This is a genomic window from Marinobacter sp. MBR-99, assembly GCF_040547575.1.
In the GTDB taxonomy this organism is placed as follows: domain Bacteria; phylum Pseudomonadota; class Gammaproteobacteria; order Pseudomonadales; family Oleiphilaceae; genus Marinobacter.
In genome coordinates this window covers 105637-119603 of record NZ_JBEPPY010000005.1, presented here as the reverse complement: position 1 = coordinate 119603, position 13967 = coordinate 105637, and the positions used below count along the sequence as shown (strand labels likewise).

Sequence of the window (13967 nt, the reverse complement as noted above, 5' to 3'; positions counted from 1 at the left end):
AGCCATGATAACCGTGAAGGCCCGCCACGCCAATGCGGCAGGCCGGCCCTGGACAGACTCAGACCTTGAATTGGCCCACCAGCTCCCGCAGGTGTTCGCCCAGACGCGCCAGCTCGTGACTGGCTTCATTGGTCTGGGTAACGCCGGTATCGCTGCGCTGGGCGGCGTCGACAATGCGCACCACGTTCTGGTTGATTTCCTCGGCCACCTGGCTCTGCTGCTCCGCAGCCGTGGCAATCTGGGTCACCTGGTCATGAATCTGGGTGACCGAGGTCACAATGGTGTTCAGGGCACCGGTGGCGTGATTGATGCGTTCAACCGTCGCTTCCGAGCTCTTGCGCGAGTTGTTCATACGCTCCACCGAGGCCTTGGATTCCGCCACGAAGCCATCAATCATTTCCCGGATCTGATCCGCGGACTCAGCAGAGCGTTTGGCCAGCTGCCGAACCTCGTCCGCCACCACCGAGAAGCCACGACCGTGCTCACCCGCCCGTGCCGCTTCGATGGCCGCGTTCAGCGCCAGCAGGTTGGTCTGTTCGGTAACCGCGTGGATAACGTCAAGCACCTGCTGGATGTCATTGGACTTCTCCGCCAGGGCATTGATGCTGGCGGCCGTGCTCTCCATTTCTTCTGACAGCTGGTTGACGGCACCTTGCGCGCTGGTGATGGTTTCACCACCCTCACGGGCCATGCGGTCGGCGTCTGAAGCGGCGCTCTCCACTTCATTGGCATTGCCGGAGATCTGCTGAATGGTCGCTGCCATCTCGTTGATCGCCGAGGCAATCTGGTCTGTTTCCGAGCCCTGTTCCTGAACCGACTGGCGGGTTTCGTTGGCCACACGGCTCAGCTCTTCGGCGGCCGAGGCGACCTGATCGGTGGTCGTGCCCACTTCACGAATGGTGTCCTGAATCTTGATCACGAAATGATTGAACCGTCGACCCAGCTCTGACAGCTCATCCTTGCCTTCTTCCGGCAAACGCTGGCGCAGGTCGCCATCACCGTCGGCAATTTCCTGCATGATATTGCTGACTTTGTTCAGGGGCGCTGTCACGGTGCGGCCAATCACCAGGCCGATGATCAGGGACACGGCAACCACAATGAAAGTCACCAACAGGATAAAGCCCATGGCAGACGAAATAGTTGAATCGATTTCCTTTCTAGCCTCAACCAGAACCCGCTCGATGTCGGTTACGTAGATACCCGCTCCGATCATCCAGTCCCAGCCTGAGATAATGCTTGAGTAGGACACTTTGGGTTCCACCTCGCCCGAGGCGGGGTTTGGCCAGTCGTACTCATAGAAGCCGTCGGTTCCCGCCGCTGAGAACAGGTCCCGAACCAGTTTCTGAGTAGCAGGGTTGGTCGTCGGCCCCTCACGGGAAGGGTCCGGAGCATAGGCCAGATTATCCAGATTACGGGCGTAGGCAAACACGTAGTTATCCTTCCCGAAGGTGATGGAGCGCAGCCTTTTGCGGGCTTCCTCCCGGGCTTCCCTGTCGGACAACCCGGAGTTGTTCTTGGCATCCATAACCACTGCCCGGGCCGTTTCCACGAGATTCTTCAGACCTTCCTTGTGGGCATCCAGAAGTTCCTCCCCCAGACGCTCCAACTCCGCCTCACCGTTTGCCCGAATCTGGCTGGCGGTGATCCAGGCGATAGTGCCCGCCGTAATCAGAACGGGCACCAGTACGCCGATCAAAAGGCGGGCTCGTATGGTCAGGTTGCTCATAAATGCCATGATTGTGCTCCGGATTGTCTGCTCAGGACTCGGGATTATCCACAGTGCAAGGCGTGAAGCTGTTCCAGTTTGTTAACGCCTGTATACCAATACGTCAGTATAAACCTGTCGACTTTATTGCCAGGCCTGATGCATCAGGCCCTTCGAGTAATTCGGGTATCGGCCGTCATGTAAACGACTTGAGCTTGTGTCAGACTAAAGTTTCATGTCAGACGTGCCGGGGAGAGCCCACCGTGAAGCACCTTTTTCTCATCCGCCATGCCAAGTCCAGTTGGGACAACGAAAGCCTCAGCGACAAGGACCGCCCGCTTAACCATCGAGGCGAGCAACAGCTGGCACCCCTGAGGAAGGCATTACTGCGGTGCGGAGCCTTGGCCGGAGACATTCACGCCAGCCCGGCCCTTCGCGCTCAACAAACACTGCAGGGCATTTTGCCCCACCCCGATTCCGAAACGCGGGTTCATACCGACCCGGCACTCTATAGCTTTGATTACCGGCGTCTATTACAGTGGCTGCAGAACTGTGACGACCAGGCGAAAACCCTCGCCATTGTCGGGCATAATCCAGCGCTTCTGGAGCTTGCAGCCACCCTGGTGCCCCACGCCCCCTTTGAACTCCCTACCGCCAGCTTCATTCATATCCGCTTGCCGATCAAACACTGGCGCAAGCTCGGCAAGCGTGAGGGGCGGCTTGAAACCTTCCTGACCCCTGTTGACTTCAGTTACGAGGCGTTCAAACGCAAGAATCAGAAACGGCACAAGATCGCCGGCACAGCGAGGATCAAAGACCTTCCCTCGGCGCTTTCAGAGCAGGCCGAGAGTCTTAATCAATTGCACAGAGGGGTGGTGCTCGGCCTGGATGATGAGTTTCTGCACCAGTACCGCATTGCCCTTCGCCGCAGCCGGGCCGTGGCGGAATCCCTGGCGGAGGTGACGGGCAGTAAATCCTTAAGGGGCCACATTTCCCACCTGAAGCGACATGCCCAGGCCACCAGTGCGCTCCGAGACCTGCACGTATTCCAAAAGGCTCTGCCGAAGCTGTGCGGGGGTCAGCCTGAGCTGTGCCAGGCACTGGCCCAGTGGGTCGGCGAACGGGTGGAGCAGGAACAGAAAAAACTGGCGAAACGGCTCAGCAGCAAACGTTACCGGCGGAGTCTGCACAGCTGGGAAGATGAATTGCAGTCCCGGCAGTTCCGCAAACTGATCGACAAGCTCAGCACCAGAGACATTCAAAAGAGCGTTGAACACCGGCTGAGAATATTCAACCGGAAGACCGCCGAACTGCTGCACGACGCTCCTGACGAAGACATCCATAATCTGCGCAAGCTGCTAAAGCGCATCCGCTATCTGATGGAACTGGACATCGACAGCTGGAAACCGGCCCTCAAAATCCTTCGACAGCGCCAGGATCTCTATGGCCGGTTTCAGGATCTGCATGTCCAGATTGAGTTGGTCAACCGGTTCGCATCAAACCATCCGGACCAATCAGATGGCGCGATTCAGGCACTGTTGGACTACCTGGCCATCGAAAAGGACGACACCCGTCGACTGATTTTGTCCATCGGCGGGCTGAAGGCTGGCTGATGCCAGACCACCAGGTTCAGATTCTGACCATACGAGCTTCCAGAAGCAGATTGGGGCCCAACTTCGCCACCTTCACCTGGCCTGGATTCAAGCCAAGGTCTTCCAGGGTTTCCTGAATATTGTCCATGGCGTCTTCCGGGGGTGCCGCCAGCAGCAACTCCCGCACCGACTCCAGAATCATTTTTACCGGCACGGTCATGAAATATACCGAGATCACCAGCATCATCACCGGGTCTGCGTAGACTGCCAGTTCTGACCACTGGCTTTTCTCCAGCATCCAGGCGGCGGCAAAACCGATCATCACGGCAGCACTCAGGGCACTGTCCATCAGCCACTGCCGCTGCTCGGCCCTGACCAGCCCGGAGTCGTTCTGAAAGCTGGACCAGCGCAGGTAGACCCACACGGCCAGGCAACCCACCACGTTCACCGCACCAAACACCATGGCCATATCGGCGGCCACCGCACGGCCACCCTGCAGCAGCGAAACCACCGCCGAGGCCAGCGAAAGCACACACACCAGGGCAATAACCAGGCCTTTCACCGCAATCACCAGCGGCTCCACCGCACCCAAACCAAATGGATAGTCTTCTGTTGCTGGCCGACGCACCAGGCGAGCGGCATAGAGAGAAAGCAGAGACAGCGCCAGACTGATCAGTGAATAGGCGCCATCAAAAAGAATGACCAGGGAATCAACCCAAAGCCCCCAGCCGATACCGACGACAGCAAACAAGCCCGCACCGGCCGCAGATAATGTCAGCGCCATATTTTCCCGCGCCAGAGAAGTAAACATTTTGACCTCCTGAGAATTGCCGGCCATATTATCGGCATCACCACGAAGCCGTGAGTCGCTGAGCGACGGAAAATCCGGCGCTACGAGACAAGCATGAAAACTTCCCAGATTAAAACCTTTCTATCCGTAGTCCGGAACGGCAGCGTTGCCGCGGCCGCCAGGGAGCTGAATCGCAGCCGCACCACCGTGAGTACTGTGCTGGCCTCGCTGGAGGATGAACTGGGGGTTGAGCTGTTTGAGCGCAGCGGCAACCAGCTGCATTTGACCGCCATCGGCCAGTCCATTCTCACCGACTGCCGGCGCTTTGATCAGGTAGCCGGGCAGATTCAGGCCCGCTGCCAGCACCACCTCAGCGGTGCCGAATCGGTCTTACGCATCGCCCGGGACGACGCCATACCGGAAAACGTGTGGAGGGACATCCTCCGACGCCTGAAAGAACGCTTTCCGCAAACCAGCCTGTCGATCTACCTGGCACCCCCTCGGGAGCTGCCGTCGCTCGTTCGCAACCAATCAGTGGATGTCGCCTACGGGCTGATGCCGGAACTGATGAATGAGGGCTATCAATGGTTCCGCGAACTGGCCGACGTGCGCATGCTCACCGTGGCGGCGCCGGAGCATCCGCTTAGCCAGCTCAAACGGGTAACCCAGGACGACCTGATCAGTCACACCGAAATCACCATTGCCTACATGCAGGATTCAGTGCTGGTGGCGGACTCACCGGAAACCGCCAACTACCTGGCGTTTACCCAGTACGAGTTGATCCGCGATGCGGTGATGGACGGCGCCGGCTGGGCGGACCTGCCGTTGCCATTGATTGCTGAGGCACTGAGGAAAGAGCAACTGAAAACCATCCACCACCGCAGCGCACGCTGGTGGAAAGTGTTCAGCGCCCTGGAATCGGAACAGGCCCAGGGCGGCGCCGTGGTAGGCTGGCTGGCCGACGAACTGGAAGCCTATCTGGAGACGATGGCCTGAGGGCCTGGCTGCTCATCGTCTTAGTGATAGCCGGTGATACCCTGCTTCATGATCTCGCCCTTTGACCCCAGGCCGACCAGGAATAAATCCCCAGCGCCACCCAGATCATGCCAAAACTCACCAGTTTTGCCGTGCTCAGGGGCTCGTGGAATACAAAAAGCGCAATCAGAAACTGGATGGTGGGGTTTATATACATCAGAAACCCCACCGTCGAGAGTTTCAGCCGCCGGGCAGCACCGGCGAAGGCCAGCAGGGGAATGGCAGTTACCGCACCGCTGGAAAGCAGCAAAAAGGTACTGTAGCTGGTGCTGCCAAAGTGAGACAAACCCTGCGATAACAGCCAGGCCAGGGTCAACAGCCCCAGCGGCAGCAACAAGAGCGTTTCCACAAACAGGCCAGACAGCCCATCCAGCTCGACTTTCTTTCGCAGCAGTCCATAGGTGCCGAAGCTGAACGCAAGCACCAGGGTAATCCAGGGCAACTCTCCCAGCAGGATAAACTGGTACAGAATCGCCACCGCTGCGAGCACCACCGCAACCACTTGCAGGCGCGAAATGCGCTCCCCCAGAATCAGCAGCCCCATGGCCACATTCACCAGCGGGGTAAGGAAGTACCCCAGACTGGCCTGCAGCACGTGCCGGGTTTCCACGGCATAAATGTAGACGCCCCAGTTAACGGCAATGAACAGCGCACAACCGAGCACGAACCCCAGTCTCTTCGGCTGCTTTAAGGCCGCCATCACCGTAGACCATCGTTTGAGCAGAGAAATGACGATGGCGAGAAACAGGCAGGACCAGATCACCCGGTGAATCAGGACTTCCCAGGCGGGAATGCCTTCAAACAACGCGAAGTACAGGGGAAAACTGCCCCATAGGGTATAGGCAGCCAGACCATAGAAAACGCCTTTGGTGGTTTCCTGGTTAACCGGAGTCTTTGAGTGCATAGGTTCCTCATCACTGAACGAGATAATCTAGCACAGCGAGGGTGACGGGAAGCCATGATTTGCCTTAACCTGACACGAATGTCTGAATCGCTAAGGAGTTACCATGAAAACTGCCCTTGATCTGGTCACAGCCGCCAAGAAAGAAATCAAGGAAGTGCCGCTGGCCGATGCCGACACGGCGATTCAAAACGCCGATCTACTGCTGGATGTGCGGGATGGCGAGGAGTACCGGGCCGGTCACTTGCCCGGTGCGGTCAATGTCTCGCGGGGTTTGCTGGAGTTCAAATTCAGCAACGATCCGGCCTTCGACAACCGGCAGATGAACATCGTGCTCTACTGCAAGAACTCCGGGCGCGCGGCGCTCAGCGCCAGGGCTTTGAAAGAAATGGGCTACCTGAATGTGCTGTCCATCGAAGGCGGTTTTGATGCCTGGGCTGAAGCAGGCAAACCCGTAGTAAAACCGGAGCTGCCTGAATTCGAGTGATCACCCCTTCAGGCAACAGGCTTTGTACTTTCTTCCACTGCCGCACGGGCAAGGGTCGTTGCGGCCGGGTTTGAGGGCACCCTCGCTCGTTTTGCCGGCGACGTAAAGCCAGCGGTCGCCTTCCCGCACAAAGTCCGAGATTTCCTCGAGATAGCCCCAACCGGTTCCCGCCCGGTAGACCGCACGGAAGTGAACGCGCCCACGGGCGCCCTGTTCACTGGCATCCAACACCTGCAACGACACCCACTCCGGAGAGCTGTCCAGCCCCAACTCCCCGGGCCGGGTATCCGGGTGCCAGGTGGCCAGCAGGTAGTCTGGATTGCGCAGCACAAACGCCGCATAGCGAGAGCGCATCAGCGCCTCAGGGGTAGGCGCCAACTGCCCGGAATGCCAGGGCTGGCAGCAGTCGTGGTAGACCTTGCCGCTGCAACAGGGGCACAGGCTTGATGATGTCATCGTGGTCATGGTGACAGGCTCATGAGGACCGGTTTGCGGCAGTCTAGCAAGCTGCCCCCGGCCTGTCCCGCCGGCCTTCAATCTGCCCACAGCCTGGCGCGAAACCCGCTGCGCCGCCACAGCAACGCCAGCCATAGCGCATGCAAATTGATCAGCAGCGCCAGCACCCACTCGAAGGCATCGTCTTTCTGGCTGTACCAGTCCGGCACCACTGCCGTCAGAATCACCGAAAGAATACCCACTGCCAGCGTCAGCTGGCAAAGACGCAACAAACGCAGACCGGAGTCATACCATCGGGGGTGGTTCATCAGGCAGGCACTGACCAGCAACTGACAAAGGTAGGTGAACGAAAAATAAAGGACAACGCCAATACGGCGAGTCAGGTTAAAACCGTCTCCGGCATGGCCCAGCGCCAGGGTATAAAAAGCAAGCGCAGCACAGGCAATAAACCCCAGCCATGGCACCCAGGCAACACGCCGGGCCCGAACACCAAGCTGGCGCAACCAGAGACCGTTCAGCCACCAGAATAAAATACCAAGGATTGCCGCAGGCAGCATAGTCCCCTTAAATATGAAATAAGCGGTACCGTGACGCCCGGTGCGGCTGATGCTGGTGCAGCTGTCCCAATACGGCACACACCACGACACATACCCTTCTGCCACCGACACCGCAAAGGTAAGGTGGATGGTAATCATGGGAATCAGCGCCGCGGCGAGCCCCAGCCACCAGAGTGGCAATGATCGATGCCCCATACCCGATGCTCCTGCTAATGCTTTTTCTCTACTGAACACCATCCGAAGCCTTCTGGCAAACGTAGGTACAATCCGAAAAATACGATAACTTTCAGATGCAGGCAGTGGCGGAAGACGCCATACTCAAAACTGCACTGGCTAAAAACCGACCTAAGACAAGAACACCAATGAAATCCAGCATACCATCCCTCAATCTGCCAGCCCGCCCGGGCAAACCGGTTCCAGATACCGGCACCTCTGCCGAAGGGCTCCAGGCTGTACTGGATAATCTCGATGCTCTGGTTTATGTGTCCGACTTCGAATCCCACGAATTGTTGTACATGAACGCCTACGGTCGGAGGATCTGGGGAAACATCGACGGCCGAAAATGCTGGCAGGTACTTCAAGACAACGACGGCCCCTGCTCCTTCTGCACCAATGACTTACTGGTCGCCAACGATGGCACACCTAATCCGCCCCACGTCTGGGAATTCCAGAACCAGCTCGACCAGCGCTGGTATCAGTGCAGGGACCAGGCCATTCGCTGGACCGATGGCCGGCTGGCAAGACTGGAAATCGCCACCGACATCACCGACCGCAAGCAGATGGAACTGGCCCTTCACAATGCCCATAAACAGGCCCGGGCAGCGGCCCTAGCGGATGAACTGACCAGCCTTCACAATCGACGTGCCTTCTTCGAGTTTGGCGGCCAGCTATTGAGCCAGGCCCACCGACATCGGACGCCCCTGGCACTGATCATGATGGACCTGGACTTCTTTAAACAGGTGAACGATACCTACGGGCACGATGCCGGGGACGAGGTACTCAGGCGAGTATCCGCTTTGCTGAAGGACAATATCAGGGAATCGGATATCGTTGCCCGAATGGGCGGTGAGGAATTTGCCATGCTGCTGCCGGAAACCGGATCTGCCAAGGCGCAGGAAATGGCGGAGCGACTACTGGGACTGCTCTCAGATCTGACAGTCTTCCACCATGGCCATTCGATTTGCCCCAGTGCCAGCTTTGGTATCACTACACTCTCCCATGGCGATGGTCGCCTTGAAGACCTGCTACACCGGGCCGACAAAGCGCTCTACCGAGCCAAAGACCTGGGCCGCAACCAGGTAAGAGTAGACACCACTCCAACGGCCTGATACGGGCTGGCTGTCAGCTAACTGCCTGTCCCTAAGTAAAGGGCGGAATATTCATCTATCAGGGCCTCCAACCGCCTCTGTTCCGTGAGCAGGGTCAAACGTTCCATAAAGGCCTCTCTGAAAGGTTCCGAATTGCACGGCGAGCCTTTCGGGAACGCAAAGAACAGCCCCTCCCTCGAAATTGGCGGGGCTAGCGCAATAAAATGATCGGCAAGCCCGAGTCTCTGAAGTTTCACCTGCCCCTGCAATTGTTCATACAACACATAGTCGACCCGGCCCGCCCTGGCCATCAGGAATGACTGATCAATGGAACGCACCCCTTCGATCATGAGGTTTGCTTTTGCATAGTTATCGAAACGCTGGCCAAAACTGTTGTTGATCAGGGTGCTGCCCCGTTTGCCCAGAAGGTCGGGCCAATGACGATACAAAAACGGGCGTTCTTTCGGCACCCACACCGTGGTAGGCAGTTGAATCATCGGCGGCAACACATAATCCATGTATCCGATGCGCTCCGACGTAATGAAGGCCCCTGCCACAAGGTCAATCTCCCCTAACTGCGCCAGGCGCTGAACCCGAGCCCAGGATCCCTTCTCACGAACCCGGACGTCTACTCCTAGTGGCTCGACAATTTCTTGCAGCAATGCCGGTACCGCACCAATCAGGCGCCCGGGCGCCTGATCCGACTGCCACAGCAACGGGGGATACTCCGGGTTACCACTCACCATCAGGGTATCGCAGGCGAAACCACTCTGGGTTTCCGCCAGGGCAGGAAAGCTGGCAGCAAGCGCCAGGGCAAGCGCGCGAAAGCATTGCCGGAAAGCTTCGGTATTCAGCGAGGATACTGACACATGGGCTCCACAGAACGGGATAACTCACCGCCGTTTTGTTGACAAAGTCAACTAATGCAGAAAGTATAACATCCCCAACGCCCACCATCCGGCTTTAATCTTGATATCCCTCAATCTTCACCCAAAAACCAAGAGTACCACCAGGACATATCAATACACTGGCGCGCAAACCCATCAACCAGGACGCTTGGTAACCGCCATTGTCAGCCTTGAGATGCAGGTCAGCTTGCCTTGCTCGTTCTCCAGGCGGATTTCCCAAACCTGGGTGGTGCTGCCGATGTGCTGGGCGCGGGCTGTGCCGTATACCCAGCCGCCGGTCACCGGGCGAATGTGGTTGGCGTTGATATCGAGCCCCACCGCCACGGTGTTCTTGTCTTTCAGACAGCAATTGGCCGCCATGCTGCCCAGAGTTTCTGCCAGCAATACCGACGAGCCGCCGTGCAGAATGCCAAACGGCTGCACCGTGCGTTGGTCCACCGGCATGCGGCCTTTCACGTAGTCGTCCCCAATTTCAAGGTACTCAATGCCCATATGACTGACGGCGGTGTTTTTACTCGCCTCGGCCATGTGTTCCAGGTTCGGGGTTACCGTCCAGATCGCCATACTCGGAATTTCTCCAGGTTGAACTTTAGTCTGTTATAACTGTCAGCAATGAGTCTATACAGGTAGCATGCTCATAACCATGCCTTTATAAAGCATTTTGGTAACCTAACCAATCAGACCAAAAGAGAGGGACCTGAGATGAAGAAATCCGGTGTGATTACCGCCGCCATACTGGCCGCTTCGTTTGCCGTACCAGCCGTTGCCCAGCTAAGCGTCGAAGACCAGATCAAAGCACGCAAAGCCGGTTACCAGTTTATGTCCTGGAACATGGGCAAGATCAAAGCCCAGGCCGTGGACGGTGACGTGGAATTCAACGCTGACCAGATGAAAGCGGCGGCCAATGCCATTGCGGCCATCGCCAACTCTGGCATGGGCGCCCTGTACAGCCCGGATTCGGCCATGGATAAAGCAGAGAACACCCGCCTGAAACCTGAGTTTTTCCAGCAAATGGATAAAGTCCGGGAAGTAGGTACCAACTTTGTTCGCGAAGCCAACAAACTGCAGGAAGTGGCCGCAACCGGCGACCGTTCAGCCCTGGCAAGGCAGTTCAGCGCAGTCGGGCAAACCTGCAAGGCCTGCCACGACAACTTCCGCGCTGACTGATTCGCCCAGCGAACCTACCAGCCCAGATCCTGGGGTGCAGGTGCGGGCGCCGGCGGTGGTGATACAAGCTCACCGCTGGCCGCCCAGACCACCGCCAGTGCAAGCACCAGAGACACCACGAATGCCATCGCACCCCCGCCTTTAGCATCTTCGGCGCGCCCTTGTGAGACCACTTTCCTACCGGTGATCATCGGTTTCACCAGATTGTCTTTCTTGACGTGGGTGTAGAACATCACCGCGGCCACATGCAGGGCCACCAGGCCATACAGATACCATTCCGTTTGCCTGTGCCAGCCGCTGAGGGTGGCGCTCAGATCGGAAGACACCAACGGGTAAAGCGGCCCATAGAAGGCGATTTCATCATTGGCAAACAGCCCGGATACCGCCTGAAAGCCAAACAGGCCAATCAGCGCCAGCACCGACAGGGCGCCGAGCGGGTTGTGGCCGACGCCCTGCCACTGGCCTTTCAGGTAGGCCAGGATGGCCCCGGGGCCACGCACAAACCGGGTAAATCTCGCATAGCTGGAGCCAACGAAACCCCAGGCAAGCCGGAAGGCCAGCAAGCCAACAACCAGCAGGCCAAATCGCTCATGCCACACCATCCAGCTGCCACCGAGCTTGGTGGTGACGATGGCACCAACCACCGCCAACACCAACAACCAGTGAAACAGCCTGACCGGCAGATCCCATAAACGAATAGTGGTCATAGTCATTCCCTTGCGTCACTCACGGATTGGCGACATAGACCATCATAAGCTTACTAAGTTCCTTGTAGCCATCAGTAGACCCTGACCAACTCCTGCTTCTGCCACCCCAGCCGTCCGGTTTCGACAACCTGGCGCCGAATACCCGGCACTGGCCGCACCATGAACAGATCGCCATTACGGCCAACCATGGCCCTGGGCACGCCTGCACCTTTCGCGAGATCGGCATGCACGTCCATGTGTTCAGCCTCACCGTGAACAGGAATGGCAATACGGGGCTGAACCCAGCGATACATCGCCTTGAGTTCATCCTGTGCCGGATGACCTGAAGCATGAATGGGCGCGCCGGCATCTTCGGCGGTAATGACGATGACTCCCAGCTTGCGTAGCTGGCTGATCAGCGTCTCGATGGCTTCTTCGTTGCCCGGTATTGCCCGGGCACTGAAAATCACCGTGTCACCGGCTTCCAGCTCAAAATCCGGGTGGCTACCCTGGGCCAGGCGCCGCAGTGCGGTTCGCGGCTCCCCCTGGCTGCCGGTGGCCACGCCCAGCACTTCATGGCGCGGCAGGTAACCCAGGTGCGAGGGGCTGATTAACTTGTCTGAGCCCGGCCAAAGCCCTGTAGCCTTGGCCGCGCCACTCATATTGATCAACGAGCGACCCAACAATCCCATGTAGCGGCCGGTTTCCCGGGCAATGCTAGCCAGCGTGTGCAGACGAGCAATGTTGCTGCCAAAGCAGGTGACAATCACACGGCCCTCGGCCACCGCAATCAGGTCCCGCAAGCCTTCGTGCAGCGCAGCCTCGGAAACAGAGTGTCCGGGCACCGTAGCGTTGGTGGAATCGCAGACCATGGCAGCCACACCTTCTTCGGCCAGGTCGGTAAACGTCGAGGTGGCATAACCGTGCCCCACCAGGGGATTGTCATCCAGTTTCCAGTCGCCACTGTGGAAAATGTTGCCAATCCGGGTGCGGATCATCAGGGCGTTGGGGTCGGGAATCGAATGAGTCAGTGCCAGCCATTGAACATTGAACGGGCCAATCTGCCGGCGCTCCCCGGTGTCCACCTCGATGATCGGCACCCGATGCAACAGATCAAACTCCGCCAGCTTTCGGCGCAGGATCTCAGCGGTAAATCGGCTGGTGTAAACAGGGCACTGCAGCAGTGGCCAGAGATAGGGCACGGCGCCGATGTGATCCTCGTGGGCGTGGGTAATGATCAACCCCGCCAGCTTGTCCCGCCGGTCGGCGATAAATGCCGGGTCTGCCATCTGTACCGGAGGTTCACCACGATGGTGCACGGTGCCATCGGCCGCGATACGCCCCGGTTTGGGGAAGGTCACCCCGCAGTCCACCATCAACCACTGGCCATCATGGCCGTAGAGGTTAAGGTTCATGCCGATTTCACCCGTGCCGCCAAGGGGCAAAAACCATAAATCGGTGTGGTCAGGGGTCATTGAGCGGGCTGTTCCAGGTACTTCAACACAAGATTTTCCTTGATACCTTCACGTTCGATCAGCTTGAGGGCTGCGCGAATGTCGTCGGCATATTTGATAGCCGGCGATTTACCCGACAGCGCAATCCAGGAACTTTCGCCCGGTACAAAAAAGGGTGAAATCTGTACCGGAAGATTCAGCTTACGAACGGTATACAGGCCCACAAGTTCCGGAGCGATCACCACATCCACCCGGCCTTTTTCCATCATCCGCATCAGGTTCTCATAGTGTGGCGCGGATTCCTTGATCAGAACCTGGTCGCGATCAAATCGGCTGAAGTAGGTGGCGCCGTCCAGCACCCCGATCGTCCTTCCGTATAGGTCGCTGTAGCGAGCGATCCGGTGTTCCTCGTCCATATAGAAGAAAAGGCGACGTTCCGGCGGGAACGCCGGCGCAACGAAGGTCATATAGTCCTCGCGCCCATCGGTTCTCAGCGGCCCCAGCATCACATCCACTTCCCCTTTTTGCAGCATCAGCAGAATACGCCGGAACGGCGCCTCCCGGTACTGCACCTTCCAACCAAGCCGATCCGCAATTTCCTCAAATATTTCCAGATACAAGCCACTTTTTTGGCCCACTTCCAGTATCCGATAGGGCGGAGAATGATTCACCCCGACGGTCACCGTGAGTGGTTCGACGGTTTCCGTGCCCTGTTGCGCCTGTGCTGACAAGGAGAACGCCAGCAGTATAGATGCCAGCCACAGCGGTGTGTTTCTCACGTCCATTTCGGCCTCAATCCATGGTCAAATGAGTGTAAAACGATGACAGTATAGTAGGCCGCAGCATCCATAACCTCCCTGTAACCGTAATCCCTGTTGAATTCTCGCCACCCCGCCACAAGGTCTCGGGTTAAGGCGCAGCA

General features: G+C 57.9%; 15 protein-coding genes. 5 read left to right on the top strand and 10 right to left on the bottom strand.

What is annotated here, in order from left to right:
- Positions 1 to 58: 58 nt before the first annotated feature.
- Positions 59 to 1735: a methyl-accepting chemotaxis protein gene (locus ABIE59_RS05960; RefSeq protein ID WP_354445173.1), complete on the bottom strand. Its 1677-nt coding sequence runs from the start codon at positions 1733 to 1735 to the stop codon at positions 59 to 61.
- 233 nt (positions 1736 to 1968) lie between these two features.
- Here ABIE59_RS05960 and ABIE59_RS05955 point away from each other — a divergent pair, with 233 nt between their 5' ends.
- Positions 1969 to 3318, top strand: a complete 1350-nt coding sequence (locus ABIE59_RS05955; RefSeq protein ID WP_354445171.1) for a CHAD domain-containing protein — start codon at positions 1969 to 1971, stop codon at positions 3316 to 3318.
- Between the two features lie 16 nt (positions 3319 to 3334).
- Here the strand turns inward: ABIE59_RS05955 and ABIE59_RS05950 are convergent, their stop codons facing one another.
- Positions 3335 to 4108, bottom strand: coding sequence for a cation diffusion facilitator family transporter (locus ABIE59_RS05950; RefSeq protein WP_354445169.1), 774 nt, complete (start codon positions 4106 to 4108; stop codon positions 3335 to 3337).
- Positions 4109 to 4201: 93 nt separating this feature from the next.
- Here ABIE59_RS05950 and ABIE59_RS05945 point away from each other — a divergent pair, with 93 nt between their 5' ends.
- Positions 4202 to 5083 carry a LysR family transcriptional regulator gene (locus ABIE59_RS05945; protein ID WP_354445167.1) on the top strand — a complete coding sequence of 294 codons (882 nt, stop codon included), beginning with the start codon at positions 4202 to 4204 and terminating at the stop codon, positions 5081 to 5083.
- Between the two features lie 46 nt (positions 5084 to 5129).
- Here ABIE59_RS05945 and rarD read toward each other — a convergent pair whose 3' ends face one another.
- Positions 5130 to 6026 carry an EamA family transporter RarD gene (rarD, locus tag ABIE59_RS05940; protein WP_354445165.1) on the bottom strand — a complete coding sequence of 299 codons (897 nt, stop codon included), beginning with the start codon at positions 6024 to 6026 and terminating at the stop codon, positions 5130 to 5132.
- A gap of 103 nt (positions 6027 to 6129) precedes the next feature.
- Here rarD and ABIE59_RS05935 point away from each other — a divergent pair, with 103 nt between their 5' ends.
- Positions 6130 to 6510, top strand: coding sequence for a rhodanese-like domain-containing protein (locus tag ABIE59_RS05935; RefSeq protein ID WP_354445163.1), 381 nt, complete (start codon positions 6130 to 6132; stop codon positions 6508 to 6510).
- On the opposite strand, the gene ABIE59_RS05930 is transcribed toward ABIE59_RS05935, so the two are convergent.
- Together ABIE59_RS05930 and ABIE59_RS05925 are read right to left on the bottom strand one after the other, a co-directional pair.
- Positions 6511 to 6975, bottom strand: a complete 465-nt coding sequence (locus ABIE59_RS05930; protein ID WP_354445161.1) for a YchJ family protein — start codon at positions 6973 to 6975, stop codon at positions 6511 to 6513.
- Positions 6976 to 7043: 68 nt separating this feature from the next.
- Entirely contained in the window at positions 7044 to 7718 is a 675-nt protein-coding gene (locus ABIE59_RS05925) for a Frag1/DRAM/Sfk1 family protein (protein ID WP_354445159.1), read from the bottom strand.
- 167 nt (positions 7719 to 7885) lie between these two features.
- On the opposite strand from ABIE59_RS05925, the gene ABIE59_RS05920 reads away from it, so the two are divergent.
- The gene (locus ABIE59_RS05920) at positions 7886 to 8851 is read left to right on the top strand and encodes a diguanylate cyclase (protein ID WP_354445157.1); all 966 of its coding nucleotides are present in this window, start codon (positions 7886 to 7888) and stop codon (positions 8849 to 8851) included.
- Positions 8852 to 8868: 17 nt separating this feature from the next.
- Here the strand turns inward: ABIE59_RS05920 and ABIE59_RS05915 are convergent, their stop codons facing one another.
- Entirely contained in the window at positions 8869 to 9699 is an 831-nt protein-coding gene (locus ABIE59_RS05915) for a substrate-binding periplasmic protein (protein WP_354445155.1), read from the bottom strand.
- A 174-nt stretch (positions 9700 to 9873) separates the two neighbouring features.
- Entirely contained in the window at positions 9874 to 10302 is a 429-nt protein-coding gene (locus tag ABIE59_RS05910) for a hotdog fold thioesterase (RefSeq protein ID WP_106694311.1), read from the bottom strand.
- Positions 10303 to 10440: 138 nt separating this feature from the next.
- On the opposite strand from ABIE59_RS05910, the gene ABIE59_RS05905 reads away from it, so the two are divergent.
- Positions 10441 to 10905 (top strand): c-type cytochrome, encoded by a 465-nt coding sequence (locus ABIE59_RS05905; protein WP_354445153.1) that lies wholly within the window; start codon positions 10441 to 10443, stop codon positions 10903 to 10905.
- Between the two features lie 14 nt (positions 10906 to 10919).
- Here ABIE59_RS05905 and ABIE59_RS05900 read toward each other — a convergent pair whose 3' ends face one another.
- The 3 genes from ABIE59_RS05900 to ABIE59_RS05890 all read right to left on the bottom strand — a co-directional run bounded on the left by ABIE59_RS05900 (position 10920) and on the right by ABIE59_RS05890 (position 13830).
- Entirely contained in the window at positions 10920 to 11612 is a 693-nt protein-coding gene (locus ABIE59_RS05900) for a cytochrome b/b6 domain-containing protein (protein WP_502915334.1), read from the bottom strand.
- 71 nt (positions 11613 to 11683) lie between these two features.
- Complete coding sequence (locus ABIE59_RS05895) at positions 11684 to 13066, bottom strand: ribonuclease J (RefSeq protein ID WP_354445149.1); 1383 nt, start codon at positions 13064 to 13066, stop codon at positions 11684 to 11686.
- Positions 13063 to 13830, bottom strand: coding sequence for a substrate-binding periplasmic protein (locus tag ABIE59_RS05890; RefSeq protein WP_354445147.1), 768 nt, complete (start codon positions 13828 to 13830; stop codon positions 13063 to 13065). Before ABIE59_RS05890 ends, ABIE59_RS05895 begins: the two co-directional genes overlap by 4 nt.
- Positions 13831 to 13967: the final 137 nt, after the last annotated feature.